Source organism: Chryseobacterium sp. Y16C (assembly GCF_022488405.1).
Taxonomy (GTDB): domain Bacteria; phylum Bacteroidota; class Bacteroidia; order Flavobacteriales; family Weeksellaceae; genus Chryseobacterium; species Chryseobacterium geocarposphaerae.
Genome location: NZ_CP092711.1, coordinates 1,998,856 through 2,019,359, shown reverse-complemented (window position 1 = coordinate 2,019,359; position 20,504 = coordinate 1,998,856). Strand labels below are relative to the sequence as shown.

The 20,504-nt window shown below is 32.7% G+C and carries 14 protein-coding genes; 13 read left to right on the top strand and 1 reads right to left on the bottom strand.

What is annotated here, in order from left to right; genetic code table 11:
• The first annotated feature begins 8 nt into the window (after nucleotides 1-8).
• The 13 genes from MKS83_RS08905 to MKS83_RS08845 all read left to right on the top strand — a co-directional run bounded on the left by MKS83_RS08905 (nucleotide 9) and on the right by MKS83_RS08845 (nucleotide 19,056).
• The gene (locus tag MKS83_RS08905; protein ID WP_240582869.1) at nucleotides 9-1,265 is read left to right on the top strand and encodes an O-antigen ligase family protein; all 1,257 of its coding nucleotides are present in this window, start codon (nucleotides 9-11) and stop codon (nucleotides 1,263-1,265) included.
• Nucleotides 1,249-2,418 (top strand): glycosyltransferase family 4 protein, encoded by a 1,170-nt coding sequence (locus MKS83_RS08900; protein WP_240582868.1) that lies wholly within the window; start codon nucleotides 1,249-1,251, stop codon nucleotides 2,416-2,418. The genes MKS83_RS08905 and MKS83_RS08900 overlap by 17 nt, the downstream gene beginning before the upstream one ends.
• Nucleotides 2,411-3,508 carry a glycosyltransferase gene (locus MKS83_RS08895; RefSeq protein WP_240582867.1) on the top strand — a complete coding sequence of 366 codons (1,098 nt, stop codon included), beginning with the start codon at nucleotides 2,411-2,413 and terminating at the stop codon, nucleotides 3,506-3,508. Before MKS83_RS08900 ends, MKS83_RS08895 begins: the two co-directional genes overlap by 8 nt.
• A 90-nt stretch (nucleotides 3,509-3,598) precedes the next feature.
• Nucleotides 3,599-4,645 (top strand): glycosyltransferase family 4 protein, encoded by a 1,047-nt coding sequence (locus MKS83_RS08890; protein WP_240582866.1) that lies wholly within the window; start codon nucleotides 3,599-3,601, stop codon nucleotides 4,643-4,645.
• 222 nt (nucleotides 4,646-4,867) lie between these two features.
• The gene (locus MKS83_RS08885) at nucleotides 4,868-5,974 is read left to right on the top strand and encodes a glycosyltransferase (RefSeq protein WP_240582865.1); all 1,107 of its coding nucleotides are present in this window, start codon (nucleotides 4,868-4,870) and stop codon (nucleotides 5,972-5,974) included.
• A gap of 209 nt (nucleotides 5,975-6,183) precedes the next feature.
• A complete protein-coding gene (locus MKS83_RS08880; RefSeq protein ID WP_240582864.1) occupies nucleotides 6,184-7,338 on the top strand; it encodes a glycosyltransferase family 4 protein in 1,155 nt (384 codons plus the stop codon).
• A 3-nt stretch (nucleotides 7,339-7,341) separates the two neighbouring features.
• Entirely contained in the window at nucleotides 7,342-8,256 is a 915-nt protein-coding gene (locus MKS83_RS08875) for an NAD-dependent epimerase/dehydratase family protein (RefSeq protein ID WP_240582863.1), read from the top strand.
• Nucleotides 8,257-8,282: 26 nt separating this feature from the next.
• The gene (locus tag MKS83_RS08870; RefSeq protein WP_100376502.1) at nucleotides 8,283-8,834 is read left to right on the top strand and encodes a sugar transferase; all 552 of its coding nucleotides are present in this window, start codon (nucleotides 8,283-8,285) and stop codon (nucleotides 8,832-8,834) included.
• Nucleotides 8,835-8,882: 48 nt separating this feature from the next.
• Complete coding sequence (locus MKS83_RS08865) at nucleotides 8,883-10,016, top strand: aminotransferase class I/II-fold pyridoxal phosphate-dependent enzyme (protein WP_240582862.1); 1,134 nt, start codon at nucleotides 8,883-8,885, stop codon at nucleotides 10,014-10,016.
• Nucleotides 10,017-10,251: 235 nt separating this feature from the next.
• Nucleotides 10,252-14,163, top strand: coding sequence for a response regulator (locus MKS83_RS08860; RefSeq protein WP_240582861.1), 3,912 nt, complete (start codon nucleotides 10,252-10,254; stop codon nucleotides 14,161-14,163).
• 20 nt (nucleotides 14,164-14,183) lie between these two features.
• Nucleotides 14,184-14,540, top strand: coding sequence for a response regulator transcription factor (locus MKS83_RS08855; RefSeq protein WP_100376499.1), 357 nt, complete (start codon nucleotides 14,184-14,186; stop codon nucleotides 14,538-14,540).
• 5 nt (nucleotides 14,541-14,545) lie between these two features.
• The gene (locus MKS83_RS08850; RefSeq protein ID WP_240582860.1) at nucleotides 14,546-15,619 is read left to right on the top strand and encodes a HEAT repeat domain-containing protein; all 1,074 of its coding nucleotides are present in this window, start codon (nucleotides 14,546-14,548) and stop codon (nucleotides 15,617-15,619) included.
• Nucleotides 15,616-19,056 carry a sulfatase-like hydrolase/transferase gene (locus MKS83_RS08845; protein WP_240582859.1) on the top strand — a complete coding sequence of 1,147 codons (3,441 nt, stop codon included), beginning with the start codon at nucleotides 15,616-15,618 and terminating at the stop codon, nucleotides 19,054-19,056. The genes MKS83_RS08850 and MKS83_RS08845 overlap by 4 nt, the downstream gene beginning before the upstream one ends.
• On the opposite strand, the gene MKS83_RS08840 is transcribed toward MKS83_RS08845, so the two are convergent.
• On the bottom strand, nucleotides 19,053-20,291 hold the full coding sequence (locus MKS83_RS08840) for a YaiO family outer membrane beta-barrel protein (RefSeq protein ID WP_240582858.1): 1,239 nt from the start codon (nucleotides 20,289-20,291) through the stop codon (nucleotides 19,053-19,055). The two genes, MKS83_RS08845 and MKS83_RS08840, sit on opposite strands and share 4 nt — an antisense overlap.
• Between the last annotated feature and the right edge of the window lie 213 nt (nucleotides 20,292-20,504).

Genomic DNA, 20,504 nt, shown 5'->3' with positions numbered 1-20,504 from the left:
TTGAATCAATGAACCCCTCTTTAAAACAAAATAAGTTTTTTTTCTCGGCATATATAGGTGTCCTGCTATTGTATGTAAAATTATTTTTTATACAGCCTATATTTTCTTTTCAAGGTGTTGGAATAACATTGTCTTTGATTTTACTTTTTGTAGTTTTTTTTAGAATTGTTTTTAAATTAACCATTCTGAAAATTAATTTGTTCGGGAAAAACAAGGCTGCTAGTCTGTTCTGGATTTTTATTTTTATTTCTACGATTAGTTCATTTTTTCTATCTCCAGATATTGCCACTGGTGTAGTTACAGTGAACATACAGCTTTTTTTTGTTTATTTAATTTTTATTGATTTCAAGACTATTAATATAAGTTCTTTGGGACTCCAAAAGATTATTAAAGCATTAGTAAATTTTGCAAGCCTAAATGCAATTCTAGTTTTTTATACTTTCTTTTTTGGTAAGATATCATTGATTGGTGAAGTGTCAGAATCTGGTAACATTACAAGAGCATTTGGCTTAATGGGAGACCAGGTTGCATGGTTTCTTTCTTTCTTTTCGATATATGCACTTTATAATGGAAAAAGAATTCAATATTTAATTTTTTTAGTAGCTATTTTAATGTGCGCATCTCTTGGAGCAACTTTAGTCTTAATAATTGCTACTCTCATTTATTATATAAAAGAAAAACGTGCAAGCGCATCATTATATATTAAGGCTGGATTTTTCAGCATCATCTTTATTGGTGTTTTGTTAATTTCTCCGAATATCTTCGATAAAATTGGATTGTTACAAAGAGTTAATCAAGGAGATTTCGCTGATGCAAATTCTCAAACTACTGGACATCGCTTTAATGCCATCAATACCGCAATAGTGAATATCGGTGAAAAACCTTTATGGGGATTCCAAAATTATTCTCTGGCAATGTTTAATAAATATGATCATTTATTGTCAGATATGGAAAAAGGGAAATTAACCTATTTAACAACACCGAACAATCAAATTCTAGCGATTATATGCGACTACGGCTTGATAGGTTTTGTTTTTTTTATTTTTTTTATTTTTAGTATTATGAAAATTGTTCGTCCTTCGGCAATAAATATTAATAATAAATTATATTCTTTCAAGAAATCTTCTTATACGTGGCTCATAGTCTTTTTTATCTGTAATCAAAGTGCAACATGGTTTTTACCGGGGAGCTTTCTTTGGATATTGATATGTATTATAGTAGGCATTTGTTATAAAATAAATAAATTGTATGATTATAAAAAATAATAAATTAATTTATATACTCAATAATTACTCGGTTAATAGTACAGAACATTTTTTTCATGTTTTGAATTTATTAGAAGAAATGGCAGATAATGGTATTGATATTTTACTGCTTATTGAAAAATCAGATGGTATTCCTGTTGTGAAAAGTCCTAAAATAAAGGTCAAATGTATAAAAAATTCTGGAATTGGGCGCTTGATAGAAATTTATAAACTAATAGCCGCAGCTCAAAAGAAAGATTATAATACGCTTTTTGTTCGTATTTCAAATTGGGCTGCTATCACTGCTATTTTCAGATCATTTTTTTCAAAGTTAAATGTTTATTATTGGCATAGTGGAACTGTTTTTGAATTTGATAATCAACAGCCTTTAAATATAAAAAAAATTAAATGGTATTTGAAAACACGCATCCCTTTTAATTTTATAAAAAAGCATACAACTTATTTTGTTACCGGCCCCGAAAGTATGAAAGACTATTATGTAAATATTGTGGGGGTTAGTAAAGAAAAAATCAAGATTTTATATAACGATATTGATTTATCACGTTTTTCGATTATATCACAAAAAGATAAAAATATTTTAAAAGAAGGTTTAGGAATTGACCTAAACGTTAAAGTTATATTATTTGTACATAATTTCTCGCCTGTCAGAAAATCAGGCATATATATTGGTAAATTCTTAAAGAGTTTTTATTCTGAATCTGAACTTACGAATTTTAATTTCTATTTTATAGGAGGAGGTAAAGATCGTAAAGAAATTGAAGAACAAGTTCAATACATGGGTTTAAACGATAAGGTTTTCTTTTTAGGTTCTTTACCTAATGCTGTTGTACATAATTATTACCAAATTGCTGACATTTTTATAAATCCGACAGCTGCAGAAGGCTTTCCACGTGTTCTTATAGAAGGAATGGCATGTGGTTTACCAATTGTAACTACCAACGCTGGGGGAATAAAAGATATACTTGGAGTAGAACAGCAAAAATATATGTCAGATGTAAATGATATTGACAGTTTTACTAACAACTTAATAAAGATGGCTAAATTGTCTTCAAGTGATATTGCAAAATTAAAATCTGAAAATATTGAAATGGTAAAAAAATATAGTACCGAAAAGGTTGCACTAATGTATATTAATACAATTTTTAATGAATAATTTATTACATGTTTCAGCTAATCAATTTAGCGATATTGAAAGTTCAGGACACACTTATAAAATATGGAGAGAGCTCTCGAAAGGTTTTGATAATTACTACATTTTGGGAAGATCAAGAAATAATAAGTTTGAAAAGTATAAAAAAGATAATATTACATTAATTTTAATCCCCCAAATAATTGATAAATCAAGTATTTTTATTCTTTCTAGTTTTGTTATATTTTATTATGTTAGTAAATATAAAATATCTCATATTTTATGCCAAAGTGCAATATTCGGTGGCGCAGCTTGTATCTTAGTTCAGAAGATTTACAAAATACCAGTAATGGTCGAAATACATGGTGAAGAATATTTTAGAATTATGGAATCCCCCAAAAAAATTATAAAATTTTTTGGAATATTTTTAAAAAAAATCTATTTGAATGCTAATAAAGTTAGATCATTGAATGACTTTATGACTGAAAAATTGAAAAGACATGGTATTGTAGAAAATGTAGTTGAAATTTATAATCGAGTAGATTTAGAATTGTTTAATGAAGTAAAGCAAAATTTTAAAAGAGGTGATGTAGTTAAGATCGCATCAGTAGGTCGTTTTGTAAAAGAAAAAAACTATGAAAATTTAATATTGTTTCTGAAAAATTCAGGAATAAAGTTTCATCTAACATTGATAGGTGGTGGCTTATTGAAAGAGAATTATAATACTTTAATCAAAAAATTAAATTTAGAAAATGATGTCCTTCTTCTGGATTGGGTTAAACAAGAAGAATTTATTGATATTTTAATCAGTTGCGATCTGTATATTCAATCATCAATTAGCGAGGGTATGCCAAGAACAATTGTTGAAGCAATGGCTTTACAGTTACCAATAGTTTCTACTAATGTAGGTTCGATAAGTGGAGTAGTAAAAAATGAAGTTAATGGACTGTTAGTCGAGCCAAATGAAATTGCAATCATCGATGCTGTTAAGAAAATGGTGAATTCAGAATCATTGAGAGAATCGTTAGCTAAACAGGGACGTAAAGATGTTGTTGAGAAATATGAATGGAATAAAGTCTTCTACAAATATAGATCGGAGATTATTTCTATGTAATTAATGATTTTAAAAACTTATATATCAAAGTTGAAAACGAAACTGAACATACTAAGAATATATTATAAGATTCCTCCCGTAAAGGGAGGAATGGAAAAGCATATTTATTTCTTAACTAAATATCAGAATGAATCACAACAGGTTTCTGTTTTCTTTAATCAGGGTGATAAGATCAGTTTAAATGATAAGAAAATTTTGCCGGTTGTGAGACTAGATAAAATAAAACCTTCATTTATAGGGATATTTGCTTTCTATATGTCAATTATTTTTAGTTTACTACTTTATAGAAAAAAATTTGATGTAATTCACATACATGGAGATTGGAGCTCATTACTTTTTGCAAAAATAATAAAGCGATTAACAAATGCAAAAATCATAGCATATACCAACCATGGTTTAATAACCAATAGTTTACAACATAGAATATTACTGCCTTTTACGCTTAAAGGTATAGATCTAATTTTTACAACGGGTTATGAATCTGCAGCAAAGCTTAGGCTGGCAGTTAGAAATCAGGAAGTAATAGTTCAACCTAGCGGCATTAATTCAATATTCTTTGACTCACCTGAAAAGAATATTGAAAATGAAATATTCACTGTAATAACGGTTGCTAATCTATTACCTATAAAGAATATAAGTCTTATAATTAATATTGCAAGTCAGCTCCCTGATATTAAATTTATGATTATTGGAGAAGGTCCTGAAAAAGAAAGTTTACAAAACAAAATTAATCATTTTAAATTGACGAATATAGAATTATGTGGATTTAAAGCTGCAAATGAAATTAAGAAACTTTATAATTTGTCAGATTGTTTCCTTATGACTTCTCTAGGTGAAGGTACACCAACTTCTATTTTGGAGGCTTTAGCATGTGGTTTACCAATTGTTTCTAGTAATGCGGGTGGTCTTAATAGGGTTTTGGAGAATGGTAAAAATGGCTTTATAATTGAGGGATATTTAATTACTGATTATATTAACGCAATTAAAAAAATACAAAATGACAAAATTTTGAGGTTAAAGATAAAGGAAGAAAATAAAACTTTAGCTAGAAATTATTGTTGGAATAATGTAGAACATAATATAACAAATTTAATAAAAAGAAGATTAGATGAAAAAATTAATAATATTTCTACATAATCAAATGGAAAAAGTGATTATAAAATTTTAAGTTGCCATGAAAAAGTATAGTTTTAAATATAAGATTATTAATTTCGAAAAACGAACATAATATAAATAGCATTGATACTCAGAAAAGGTTGAAATGGAAGTTTTGTATAGTAAATAAATGTTAACTCTAATTTTAATAAAATTAAATTTGCAATCAAAGAGCTGATTTGAATAATTAGTTCAATAGTAAAAATGAAAATATTACAGATAATTAATTCCTTAGAAAGTGGTGGCGCAGAAAAGTTGCTATTAGAAACAATTCCACTATACCGAAAGGCTGGTATCGAAATGGATATACTTTTGTTATGGGACAATGATCATCCTTTTACGATGGCGTTAAAGAAACTGAACTGCTGTAAAGTTTATGTATTGAATAAATCATATAATAACAAAGACATTTATTCAGTTGCTAATATTTTAAAGTTAAGAAGGTATTTAAAGCAATACCATATTGCTCATGTACATTTGTTTCCTGCGCAATATTTTGTACCATTAGCAAATATTATGAATGGTAATAGAACAAAGTTGATTTTTACAGAGCATAACACAACTAATAATCGAATTAAAAATTACTTTTATAAAATTATTGACAAATATTTTTATAAACTTTATACTTTACAGATCGCTATAACAGATGAAATAAAAAATATATTTCAGAAAGAATATAATTTACCTGTAAAGTTTTACAAGGTAATTGAAAATGGAGTAGATTTACAGAAAATTAAAAAAGCGACAAAATACAGTAAATTTCAGATTTCAAATTTAATTTCGGAGACTGATAAATTAATTATTCAAGTTTCAGCATTCAGAGAGCAAAAAGATCAAGACACTTTAATAAAATCATTAGTTGAATTGCCAAAAAATATTAAATTGATTTTAGTAGGAGATGGTGAAAGAAAGTCATTGTGTCAAGATTTAGTAAAAAAATTAAATTTAGAGAATCGTATTGTTTTTTTAGGACAGAGAATGGATGTACCTGAATTATTGAAATCTTCAGATTATATAGTTTTATCATCAAAATATGAGGGGTTGTCGCTATCTAGTATCGAAGGTATGGCATCAGGTAGGCCTTTCTTGGCATCCAATGTACCTGGTTTAAAAGAATTAGTGGATGGTGCTGGAATATTGTTTGAACAAGGTAATGTGAGAGAATTAGTGACAAAAATATTAGAACTAGAAAATAATCCTTCTTTTTATAATCAAGTCGCACAAGCATGTCAGGTGCGCTCCATGAATTTTGATATTCATACGATGGTGGATAAACATATTAAGTTATATCGTAAGATCTATAAGAATTAAGTTCTGTATACCTGAAAAATATAATATTCCAAAAATTAAAGCTTTTATTATAAATATTTTACGTCCTACGAAACACAATAGATATTAAAAATTATGAAATCATATCTACGAAAATATACTGAATCTGCAATTTTTGCATATAAACTATTCCATAGGCTTATTATCTTTATTCACATTAACAGGAGCAAAGTATAGACAGAATTAAATTTATGAAAAAGAAATCGGCAAAGAAAGTTTTACACGTGATAACGATATCATTTGTCATAAAACATTTTTTTGGGAATCAGTTTAAATATTTAAAAAATAAAACGGGTAATAAATATTATTTAGCATGTACTCCATCCAAAGAACTTGTTTCGTGGCAGGATGATTTTGATTATCATGCTATCCCAATAGAAATTACTAGATCAATAAGTCCGTTTAGAGATATAATTGCAATTTATAAACTTATTAGATTTATTAAAAAAGAAAAAATAGATGTTGTAGTTGCTCATACACCAAAAGGTGGGCTTGTTGGAATGATTTCTGCAGCATTATGTAGAGTCCCTGAGAGGATTTATTTTAGACATGGTATTGCTTATGAAACATCTAAAGCTTTTAAAAGAAATCTTCTGAAAAATATTGAGAGAATCAGTGGATATTTGGCAACAAAAGTTGTTAATGTTAGCAAAGGTGTTGAAAAGTTTGCAGTGCAAGATAGATTAAATCAAAAAAATAAAAATTTGATTTTAAAAAAAGGGACATGTAATGGTATCGATGCAAGAGAACGCTTTAATCCGGGAAAATACTCCGAGAAAGACGTTAACCAACTTAGAAACACTTTGAATATTGCAGCTGGAGATTTTGTTATTGGCTATGTAGGAAGGCTTGTGCATGATAAAGGTATTGATGAATTATTAGAGGCTTGGCAAAAGCTGAAGCAGTATGCAAATATGAAACTATTACTTGTAGGCCCTTTTGAAGATAAAGATTCTGTAAATGATTTGACGAAACAAAGAATATTATCAGACAGTAATGTTATATATACAGATTATGTCCCTGATTCAGCAATATATTTCAGACTCATGAATATTTTTGTTTTAGCTACTTATAGAGAAGGATTTCCTACAGTTTCTCTTGAAGCATCTTCTATGGAATTACCAGTTATTATAACTCGTGCAACTGGGTGTGAAGAAGCTATTATTGAAAATGAAACAGGAATATTTATTAATAATAGTTCAAAGGATATTGAAGTTACTATTAAAAAATATTATAATGAATATGATTTATGTAAAACGCATGGTGAAAAAGGACGTCAATTTGTTTTAGAATTTTTTGAGCAGTCAATTATTTGGAATACCATTAATAAGGAATTAGAATATTAGTATATGGCTACCAATATTTTAGTCACAGGAGCGTCCGGCTTTGTTGGAAAAAATCTTTCAACTTTTTTACAAAATAAAGAGTGCAAGACAAATGCTCTTTCTTTAAGAAATGAAAATTGGAAAGCAGATTTTCTAAAATCTGTCGACGCAATTATTCATCTAGCGGGTAAAGCCCATGATATCTCAAATGTTTCAGATTCTGATGAATATTATAAAATAAATAGAGATTTAACCATTGAACTATTTAATGGGTTTTTGAATTCAGATATAAAAAAATTCTTTTATTTCAGTTCTGTAAAAGCTGTGGCTGATTCTGTTGAGGGTATTCTAACGGAAGATGAAGTTGCAAACCCTGTAACACATTACGGAAAATCAAAAATCGAAGCGGAAAGATATATCTTAAGTCAGAATTTACCAGAAGGAAAGAAAGTTTATATTATTCGACCTTGTATGATTCATGGTCCAGGAAACAAAGGAAATCTAAATCTTCTCTATAAAATTGTTGAAAAAGGCCTGCCTTGGCCTCTCGCATCATTTCATAATCAAAGATCTTTTCTTGGAATAGATAATTTGAATTATCTGATCTATGAAATGTTAATAAAAAATGATTTACAATCAGGAGTTTATAATTTTGCAGATGATAAAGCTTTATCTACCAATGAACTAATTTCTACTGTAAATAAGGCTCTAGGGAAAAAAGCAAAGCTTTGGAAGGTTTCTAAAGGTTTAATTGAGAAAACTGCTGGATTAGGTGACAAATTAAAGCTACCTTTAAATTCAGAAAGATTAAAAAAACTTACGGAATCCTACGTCGTTTCCAACCAAAAAATAAAATCAGCACTTGGCATTGAAAAGCTTCCTTTATCAGCAGAAGAAGGTCTTATTAAAACCATTAAAAGTTTTAAAAAAGAAAAGTAAACTTTAAAAACTATTACACTTAAATTATGATTCGCATATTTGATTTTTTATTTTCATTTTTCGGGCTTTTATTTCTTTGGCCAATTCTTGTAATTTTATATATAATAGGATTGTTTGATACTGGTTCGCCGATATTTGTGCAGGAGAGAGTGGGACGTCATAAAAAACCGTTCAAACTGATTAAATTCAGAACGATGCATGTCAATACTAAATCTGTAGCTACCCATCTTTCGAATCAGGCATCTGTCACAAAATTCGGAAGCTTTCTACGTAAATCTAAACTCGATGAACTTCCGCAATTGATTAATGTTTTAACCGGAGATATGAGCTTAGTTGGACCAAGGCCTAACTTATTCAACCAAACTGAATTGATTGAAGAGAGAGATAAAAGAGGAGTTTATAGTGTAGTACCTGGAATTACAGGCCTTTCGCAGATCAATGAAATTGATATGTCAACTCCTGTTGAACTCGCTATTAAAGATGCTGAAATGATTCAAAACCTCACACTTTCAGATTATTTTAAGTATATTTTTGCAACCGTTAGCGGAAAAGGTCAGGGAGATAGAATCCAAAAATAATTTTCTTATTTTGCTTTAAATCAATTAAATTTACTTTAAAACAGTAAAATGCAGGATAAAATATGGCTTTCTTCACCCCATCTTTCAGGAAAAGAACTTTTTTATGTAAACGATGCTTTTGAGAAAAATTGGGTAACTTCAATTGGAGAAAATATTGATGGTTTCGAACAGGATTTAAAACAATACTTAGGGAATAACCATGAATTGGTGGTATTAAATTCTGCTACTTCCGCAATCCATTTGGCATTGGTGATGTTGAATGTAACACAAGATGATGAAGTTCTTACTTCTACATTTTCCTTTGTTGCTTCAGCCAATCCCATTACCTATTGCGGAGCGACTCCCGTATTCGTAGACTCAGAAAAAGAGACATGGAATATGTGCCCGAAAGTATTACAGGAAGCTATTGAAGATCGCATCGAAAAAGGGAAAAAGCCAAAAGCGATCATTGTTGTGCATTTATATGGAATGCCAGCGAAAATGGAAGAGATTAATGAAGTCGCAACAAAATATAACATTCCGGTGATTGAAGATGCAGCGGAAGCTTTGGGTTCAAAATACAAAAAACAGGCTTGTGGAACTTTGGGACGTTTCGGGATTCTGTCGTTTAACGGAAATAAGATTATTACCACTTCAGGTGGAGGAGCTTTGGTTTGTCATACCAAAGAAGATAAAGATAAAGCGGTATTTCTTTCTACTCAGGCAAGAGATAATGCACCTCATTATCAGCATTCTCATGTAGGATATAATTATCGTATGAGCAATATTGTAGCAGGAATTGGTCGTGGACAGATGGAAGTTTTGCCAGATAGAATCGAAGCTCGCAGAAAAATGCATGAATTTTATGTAGAGCTATTTAGTGGAATAAACGGAGTCGATGTCTTTTCGGAGCCAACACCTGATTATTACTCCAATCATTGGCTGTCTGCTATTATTATTGATCCGGAAATAACAGGACGAAACCGTGAGGAATTACGATTGGCATTGTTAGAAAATAATATTGAATCTCGTCCGCTATGGAAACCAATGCATTTGCAGCCTGTATTTGCAGATGCTCCTTACTACGGTGAAAATGTAGCGGAAGAATTATTTAATAATGGGCTGTGTTTGCCTTCGGGGTCTAATTTGTCTGATAAGGATCGTGAAAGGATAGCCAATGTGATAAAAAATTTCTTTAACTAAAATATTTTAGCGTTAAATACTAGAATCTGTGGGAAACTGCGGATTTTTTTATGTAAAAGTATCATGATAATGATTGATACAGTGATATTTTTTAATTCCTTATTTTTATACAAAATTGAGAAATTATGTTTCATAAAAATATTTTGATATTTTCTAAAACGAGTTTTTAGTCTTTTTGCAATTTTTAATGTTTAATTTTAATGCTTAAATTGAATAAAATACAAACTTATACTGTATGAATAAATATCCTGTTCCTGAAAATGAAGCAGAAAGATTGGAAAGACTGAAGATATATGATCTTTTAAATCTGGGAAAAGATCCAGACCTGGATGTATTTGCAGAAGCAGCCTGTCTTATTGCTGATTGTCCTGCTTCACTTATTGCTATGATGGAATTGGAAACGCAGACCATTCAGAGCTGCGTGGGAATTTCTCTGGATTTTGTAGCCCGTAGAGATACCGTTTGCCAATATACAATCATGGATAGAGAGGTGTTGGTGATTAACGATACTTTTTTAGATGATCGTTCCTCTTCTAATCAAATTATTAGAGAAGGAGGAATACGTTTTTATGCGGGAGTTCCTTTGATTGATGATATGGGTTTTATATTGGGAACGGTCTGTGTGATAGACTACAAGCCGAAAACCCTTTCTGAGAAGCAGATACACTCCTTGAAAAAACTGGGAGAGGCAGTTACCAAAATACTGATAAGCAAAAGAAAGAATATTCAGGCAGAGTATTTTTCTGAAACCTTTGCCATTACCAATAATATTATTTGTGTTCTGGATAACGGATTTAAATTGAAGAATGTAAATCCTGCATTCGAAAATGCCTTTCAACTTAATAAAAGTGAGGCTATTGAGAAAGATTTCATAAGTCTGTTGGGAGTAAATAATGAAAAACTGAGAGAATTATACAGAGATTTACCGGCAAATGAAAATGGAATAGACTATACCACTTGTACAGCAACCGATGATGAAGATATAATTATAGAATGGCAGCTGAAGCAGAATATAGGTAAAACAGAGATTTTCTGCTTTGGAAGAAATATTACCCAAGAAAGACAAGAACGTCAGAAATTAGAAAGTTCGGAAAGAAGATTCAGAAACTTTTTTGAAAATGCCATTGGGTTGATGAGCATGCATGATATGGAAGGCAATATTCTGTCCGTTAATGAAAAAGGGCGGGAAGTTTTGAAATATGCCAAAGATGAGGTTACTTCTTTAAACCTGAAAGATTTGGTACCTGCTGATCATCGGGGTTTACTGGATCAGTATTTATTACGTATCACCGTTAATAAAGAAGATTCGGGCATGATGATTCTTCAGGCAAAAGATGGGGATCAGATCTACTGGATGTACCACAATATGGTAGAGACTGACGAAACAGGTGCTCCATATGTAGTAAGTACCGCGCTCAATATGACTGAACGTATACAGCTGGAAAGAGATTTAATCAATACAAAAAAAATACTGGAACAAACGAGTTCTGTCGCTCAGGTGGGAGGCTGGGAAATGAATCTTAAATCACGTGTAATGCTATGGTCGGAATCGACAAGGGAGATTTATAAAGTCGATAAAAACTTTACTCCGGATTTTGAAAACCTGATTGCATTTTATGAAAAGGAAAGTGAAAAAAGGATGAGGTTTTTGCTGACAAGAGCAATAGAAAAAGGTATTTCCTTTGATGAAGAGTTTCAGCTTAAGAGGGCAGATGGAACAATTATTTGGGTAAGAGTAAAGGGAATTCCTGAATTTGAGGGAGATGATTGTGTAAGGATTTTCGGGATTATTCAGGATATTGATGAAGCTAAAAAAACATATCTGGAACTGGAACGTAAAGAAGCTATGCTTCAGTCTTTTGTTAATAATGTACCTGCAGCGGTTGCAATGTTTGATAAAGATCTGAATCATGTTTCAGTAAGCAAAAGGTGGAAGGAAGAGTTCCACCAGGAAACCCAGGATATTATTGGCAAAAATCTATTTAGTATTTATCCTAATGTACCAGAAGAAAGAAGAAAGATCTATGCAGATGCATTAAAGGGTATTCCATATAAAAATGAAAACCAGGTATTTGAGATCGTAGGATTTGATGAACCTCAGCATTTTAATTGGGAAGTAATTCCCTGGAATATGAATGACGGTGAAACAGGAGGAGTAATTATTTTTACACAGAATATTACAAATTCAGTTAAAATTAATGAGGAGTTGAAAAAAGCAAAACAGCTCGCAGATCTTGCAAGCAAAGCAAAATCTGAATTTCTAGCCAATATGAGTCATGAGATCCGTACCCCTCTGAATGGAGTGATAGGATTCTCAGATCTTTTGCTAAAAACTCCGTTAAATGAGACACAGGTTCAGTATCTGAATTATATCAACGAATCAGGGAATAGTCTGCTAAACATCATCAACGATATCCTTGATTTCTCCAAAATAGAATCGGGTAAGCTGGAACTGTTAATTGATAAATATAATATCTATGATCTGGCAAACCAGGTTGTGAATGTGGTGCTGTATCAGGCACAAAGAAAAGACCTGGAGCTGCTTCTGAATATAGAGCAGGGATTACCCAGAACACTATGGCTGGATGAATCCCGAATTAAGCAGGTACTGATCAATCTGTTGGGGAATGCTGTGAAATTTACGGGACAGGGAGAAATCGAGCTTAAGATTGAAAAACTGAAGAATGACGAGAAGATGATCACAATTCGTTTTTCTGTAAGAGATACAGGAATAGGAATTCCTTTGGAAAAACAGCAGCGTATTTTTGATGCCTTTACACAGGAAGACAGTTCGGTAAGTAAAAAATATGGAGGAACAGGTCTTGGACTCACCATTTCCAACAATATCCTGAAATATATGGGAAGCAACCTGTCATTGAGCAGCAAAATGGGAGAAGGTTCCGTATTCTTCTTTGATCTTGAAATTCCTTATGAGATAGAAGATCTTGAAGACCTTTCAGATTTAGACATAGAACGTGTGCTTATTGTGGATGATAATGAAAATAACAGAATGATCCTTAAGCACATGTTGGAATATAAAAACATACAATCCGAATTAGCGGCAAACGGAATGGAAGCCATTCAGCTATTGATGCAGGGTGAACGTTTTGATGTGATTCTGATGGATTATCATATGCCGATATTATCCGGGCTTGAAACAATAGAAAAAATAAAGAAATTGTTTGAAAAACAGGGTGAAATGACTCCTCTTATTGTGCTTCATACCTCTTCAGAAGAACATGAGGTGATTTCCTCTTTCCGACAGGATGAAAAATCATACTGTTTATTGAAACCTATTAAATCTGACGAACTCTATACAACATTAAGCCGGGCAATTCAATACACCAAAAAGAATTCTGAAATCCCGGTTGCTAAAAAAGATATCGACCAATCTGTATTCACCCAGCGTCTTAGAGTATTACTGGCAGATGATAATCCTGTGAATATGGCTCTCAACTTAAGAATGATGAATTCACTTACTCCTAATGCAGAATTGGTCGAGGTAGTGAATGGACAAGAAGCTTTGGATCAAAGCAAGCAGCAGGTTTTCGATCTTATTCTGATGGATGTTCAAATGCCGGTAATGGACGGAATTGAAGCAACAAAACACATCCGTTTATTGCCAGACTATAAAAACGTTCCGATTATTGGGGTAACCGCAGGAAACATTACGGGGGAAAAAGAAAAATGCTTAGAATCTGGAATGTCAGATTTTCTGCCTAAACCTCTTAGACAGAATGATCTTCTGAATATGCTGAAAAAATATTTGGCTCATGAACAAGGAGAAGCAACAAAAGAGGATGATCTACCGATTGAAGAATATCTGAATATGGATATGCTGAAAGAGCAGATCGGAGACGATGAAGGGTTTAAAACATTCTTCTTAAATTTGGTCATTCAGGAGCTTACCCAGTCCTCAGAAAAACTAAAAAAGATTACAGAAAAAAGGGATTTGGATGCAGCAAAGGCCTTTTTACATAAATTAAAGGGAACCTCTGGAACCGCCGGATTATTCAAACTGGCACAATTAGCAGCAGACTGGGAAAAAAATATAGATCAGAATTCTGATTACGCAGTGATGGAAGCTGACATAATGGAGGAAATAACAAGAGGAGAAAACTTAATAAATAAACTAATAAATCAATAAAAACTAAAAATAAATAAAGTATGTTAATCTTGATTGCTGAAGATGATGAGCTGATATTAAAAACAATAGAACACAAACTCTTGAAAGAAGGGTACGAAGTAGTGGTTACACGCAATGGTAAAGACGCTATTGATGCCATTAAAGAAAGAGAAATAGACCTCATCATTACAGACATTATGATGCCTTTTGCTTCAGGTACGGAAATACTTGCGGCAGTAAGATCGTTCGGTAAAAAAATACCGGTGATCATGCTTTCCAGTTTAGGACAGGAAGAAGTGGTATTGGAGGCCTTCGATTTAGGCGCTTCAGATTTTATGGTAAAGCCTTTTAGTCCTAATGAATTAATACTACGTATAAAAAGACTCACCGCTAAATAGAAAAAATGACCACACTATTTCTATATGTTTCGGTACATGAGCTGTTCCTTACTTTTTTAGGAATATTAATATTGGTACTTATATTAATTATAGTCGTACTCTCGTACAGCTTCTATCAGTATAAAACCCTGAATCATATTCATCAATGGTCTGAAATGATAGATGAAAAAGTTTCAGAAGCGATTGTGTATGGCCCCGAAGACCAAAAAGATAATGAAATCTTTAATACCTATTCCCGGGAATCCTCATTCAGAAATCTGTTTTTAGAAAGATTGGTGGCTTCGGAGAAAAAATTTTCAGGAGGAGCACAGGATGAGATCAAAAAAATTTTTACGGATTATAACCTTCAGAAAGAAGCCTTCAAAAAGTTAGGACAAAAAAAGCCTCATCTTATTGCAGAAGGTATACAGGAGCTTACAGCGATGAAAGTAGAATCGGCGGTTCCTAAAATTATGCCGTTTCTTAAGCATCCTTCTCCTCAGGTATATCAGGAGGCTCAGTATGCAATGGTAGTTTTTAAAGGGTTTCAGGGGTTACATTTTCTTAATGACTTTCCTTATATAATCTCAGACTGGCAGCAGCTTCGTCTACTCCGGTCTATCAATCTAGATCCCGATCAGTGTCAGCAGGTTGTGAATGTTTGGTTAGACAGCCAGAATACTTCAGTGATTATTTTTGCATTGCGGTTGCTGAGAAAATTCCAGATGCTGGCTTTTTATGATAAAGCACAAGCATTACTAATGCATCCGGCTATTGATGTTCGTATAGAAACGGTAAAAGCATTGCAGGCACTGGAAACTTCCTCTACCATTGCCGAGTTTAAAGAAATCTATGAAGAGCAGCCTCTTGAGGTCCAGATAGAAATACTGAAAGCTATGAAATTGTCTCATGATCCTCGCTGTGCCAATTTTTATAAAGAAAAACTGAACGGAACAAATCTTCCGGGAGTAAAGATTGCTGCAGCTGAAGCACTTCTTGCTTTAGGGTATCATGATTATCTTCTTGAAATCATTGAAAATGATGCTTCGTGTCCGCAATTGGTTCAGATTATTAAACACGCATTACAGGAAAAAATATGATAGAATTCTCCCATATTATTTATGAGATTGTTATTTGGCTGTTTTTACTCTATTCGGCTGCTGTTTTTCTCATCTATGCTTGGATAGGAATTTATGCACTTGGGGCGGTTGTTCGGTATAAAAACGAAAATACCTTTACAGATTACAGTATCATAGCAGCCAATCCGAATGCTCCAGTTTTTAGTCTTATTGCTCCAGCATACAATGAAGGGATGACCATTGTTGATAATGTAAGATCCCTATTGTCGCTCTATTATCATAACCTGGAAATAATTATTGTCAATGATGGGAGCAAAGACGATTCCATGGAAAAGCTTATTAAAGCATATGAACTGGAGTCCGTTTCCTTCTTTGTACAGGGGGATATCGAAACAAAACCGATTCGTGGAATTTATAAAAGTAAAAATCAGGCTTTTAAAAAGCTTATTGTTGTAGATAAAGAAAACGGAGGAAAAGCCGATGCTTTGAATGTGGGAGTTAATATTTCTTCCGGAGAATATATTGTATGTATAGATGTCGACTGTATTCTTGAGCAGGATGCAGTTCTGAGGCTGGCAAAACCATTCCTTGAGCAGACTGATAAAAAAGTAATTGCTTGTGGAGGAGTAATCCGATTAGCAAACAATTGTAAAATAGAAAATGGTAAAGTTACTGATGTGAATATCCCTAAAACCTGGCTGGGAAGAAGTCAGGCATTAGAATATATCAGAGCATTTGTATTAGGTCGTATGGCGTGGTCCAGAGCCTCAGGACTGATTTTGATCTCAGGGGCCTTCGGAGCCTTCGACAGAAGTATTGTATTGGCTTGCGGAGGATATGACAAAAATACCGTTGGAGAAGATATGGAGCTGGTAGTGCGGATGAGAAGGTACATGGAAGAAAAGAAAGAACCCTATGAAGTTGTGAATATCCCGGATCCTTTGTGTTGGACGGAAGTACCGGAAACCAAAGATATTCTGAAAAAACAACGAAATCGTTGGATGCGCGGTACAATGGAAACCCTTTGGAAGCATAGAAAGCTTATGTTCAATCCTAATTATGGGAAATTGGGAATGGTAAGTCTTCCATATTGGTTCTTCTTTGAATTTTTGGGACCATTGGTAGAATTTTCAGGAATTATTATATTCTTTATTTTTCTAATTCTTGGAATAGTCAACTGGCCGTTCTTTATGGTACTTTTTGCATTAGTCATCTCCACCGGGATCCTTTATTCTATCTATGCCATTCTTGTAGATCTTATAAGCAGGCAGGTCTATACCAAAAGAAAGGATTTTCTTACCTTAATTTTTACGGCCGTAATAGAACCTTTCTATTTTCATCCGGTAGTGGTAAAAGCAGGAGTGAAAGGTTTTGTAGATTATTTTAAAAAATCCCATGCCTGGGGTGAAATGGCAAGGCAGGGCTTTAGCCAGGAAGATAAAAACTTACCATGGAAGAAGCGTGTTGTGGCCATATTTAAACTTGGACTTAGACAGTGGGGAGTATTTGCTGTAGTATTTTTGTTTTTATTTTTGTTAGGAGTATTGGCAGAATGGGGTTGGTACCGGTATAATTTTAAAACTTTCGATACTTTTTTATTAATAAAAAGCCTTTTTATAAACAATTTACTATTTGTATTTCAGATTATTTTCGGAATGGGGATCTTGTATTTGATTCTGAACTTTATAAAAGAAAAATGGGCTAAAACTTTAATAATTATACTTTGTACAGCGATTGTAGTCGTTCAATATGTACTGTTTTTATATTTCTTTGAGTCTCATAATATATTAGGGGCAGATATACTGTACTACAGTAAAGATGAAATGAAGCAGATTCTTCAGGCAAGTGGGATGCTGAATACTAAAAATATTGCATTAATGTGCCTCTTAATAGTAGGTGTATTTATTCCTTTCTGGTTTGCAGCCAAATCAAGTTTTAAATCATTTTATATTGGGGCAATCACTTTAGTGATCGGATTATCTGCATTTTTTATTCCCAAAGAAACGTTGTTCTCTTTAGAGGCAAAAAATGAGAATGAATTTGAACAAAAAGCAGGGCAAAGTAAATGGGCTTATTTTCTTACTTCGAATGCCGATAATTTTATCAGTGACCATCCGGAAATATCAGACCTTATTAATGGTTCAGAAACATTAGCTACGGATCCTGAAATGCTCAATCAGGCATTTCCGTTCTGGAGAAAAGAAAAGACCAAAGACTTTTTAGGTACTTATCTTAATCAGGCGGCAACAGCTCCAAACTTAGTATTCATTACGGTAGAAGGGCTTGGTCATGCTTACAGCTCGTCTAACGGATATGTTGGTAATTTCACACCATTTATAGACTCTTTGGCAGGTAAAAGTTTATATTGGGAATTTAATTTGAGCTCATCAGGAAGAACATTTGGTGCAATTCCTACTCTTACAGGCTCCCTACCTTTTGGGAAAAACGGATTTCTGGAAATTGAGAAAACTCCTGAACATTTCAACCTATTCAATATTCTGAAAAAGAACGGATTTGAAACCGGCTTTTATTACGGCGGAAATTCTTCGTTTGATCGTATGAGAGAGTTTTTAGAGTATAGTAAAGTAGATCATATCATAGATCAGCAGTCGTTTAAAGCTCCCTATCGTAAGTTACCTCAGAATAACGGTGAAAGTTGGGGATATGAAGATCAGGCTATTTTTGGAAAAATGTTAGAAGTACAAAAAGTGCAGAATCAGCCTTACTTTAATATGCTTCTTACGCTTTCAACTCATAATCCGTTTTTAATTAACAATTCAAAATATTACGAACTGCTGTTTGATAAAAGGCTGCAATCAGGTCAGATTTCAGTATCACAGAAAAAATGGGCGTTAGAAAACAGAAAGCAGCTGGTTTCTGTGCTCAATCTTGACGATGCACTACAGAAATTTTTTGAAAACTATAAAAAGCGTCAGGATTTCAATAATACAATTTTTGTGATTACCGGAGATCATAGTATGCCGGAAATTCCTTTTGAAACAAAAATTGACAGGTATCATGTTCCTTTGATTATTTACTCGCCTTTATTAAAAGAAGCGAAACGTTTTAAAAAACGTGTCAGTCATTTTGATCTCACTCCATCTATTTTGGCTTACTACAGAACAAATTATAAGCTGTATACTCCATCTTCTGTAGCATGGATCGGAAAAGGACTGACTAATGATGATGAAGATAATAATGAAGAGACTCCTTTAATGGAGACCAAAGATAAGCTGATTGACTATGTATATCGAAAGTACCATTTTGTAGATAATCAATTGTTTGAATTGCAGCCTAATCTTGACGAAGATTTGATAAATAACGAATCTGCTAAAAATGATATGACCAAACGTTTTAACGTATTTAAAGCTAAAAACAATAGGTTCTATTCTTCTAAGAAATTGTTTCCGGATTCTGTAGTGTCGAACTTTATGAATAAAAAAATACCAAAACCTTAAAAGGTTTTGGTATATCCTATATTAATATCAAATTGATTTCCTTTTTCGTCCGGCCGGTATTCCTGGTTGTAATAGGTGGCTGAAACCGAGAACAGATTGGATTTATTAACAGAGAAATTATATTCTCCACCCACCTTAAACGTTTTTAATTTATAGGTCTCGTTTTCCAAAAGGTTATTGATGCTCTCTTCCGGGCTTATTCCTGTCCCGATCTGGAACCCAAAATAATCATAGGCTCCTTTGGTATAATAACGCATTGTTCCTGTATAAGACTGGGAAATGTTTTTATGATCCGGAGAAATATAAGTACGAAGATTGAACCAGAAGTTTTTGTAATACTTTCCTACAGAAGCGGTGTACATCCAGATATTACTGCTGAAATAAAGCTGTCTGTATCCAAGTTCTCCTTCAAAACTGTGAGGAAGATTGGCGAAAAGAGAAACTCCGGTACGGTATTTTGGGAATATGCCTACATCATTAGAATACCCTGCTCCTGTATACAGATAAAATGTCTTTGAGATTCTGGGATAAGCTTCCAGTTCAATTTGAGTTCCGTTTTGTGCAAATTTATTAGCATAATTACCCCTAATGATAAAAGAACCTATAGAGGTCGCTCTTTTGTAGCTGACTCCTATTATATGCCAGTCATTATCAAACTGCTTATCGAAATGGGAATAATTATAAGTAATTCCCAAAGCATTTTTAGAAGTTAAATCTTTGATTCTGTTGGAAAGGGTTCTGGCTTCAGTATTTTTAGGGTTGATTTCCAAGACCGATGAGGTAGCCTTTTCAGCTTCAGCATATTGATTGTTGCTGTTGTACACTTTTGCTTTCAATATCCACAATTCTTCTGATTGAGGATGATAACCAAGCCCCTTGTCAATAATACTGATTGCTTTATCATATTGATTATTCCAGTATTCAAGAGAAGCATAGGCGATAAAAAAATCTTCATCTTTAACATTTCTTTGGTCAAGCTTTTCGAAAACCTGTCGTGCCGAAGTAAGATCATCACTCCACGTATATACTCTGCCTAAAAAAACTGAAATATCTGTGTAGTCTGGAGATTTTTCTAGTGCTTGTTGGGCAAGTTTAATTGCAGTAGGATAGTCTTTTTCTTCAAAAGCTGCTTTTCTGGCTTTAGCAAACAAGTCATCTGAAGTCAGATTTTCTTGGCCGTACAAGGTAAAAGGTAATAACAGGAGGAGTAAAAAACTAAAAAATGCTTTCATCATAGAAATAAATAATACCGTAAAGCTAATATATTTTACAGAAATTATAATAAAGATTAGGTAGATTCTCAACTTATTGATGTCTTTTTTGAAAACTAAATTGGTGTTGAATAAGGATTTAAAAAAAAGTGTTAAAAAAGATGAATAAAAATATCCCTAAAATATGAAATAGTAATTTTTTTTTCCTATATTTACTAAGTATCTAATTGGTGAAAA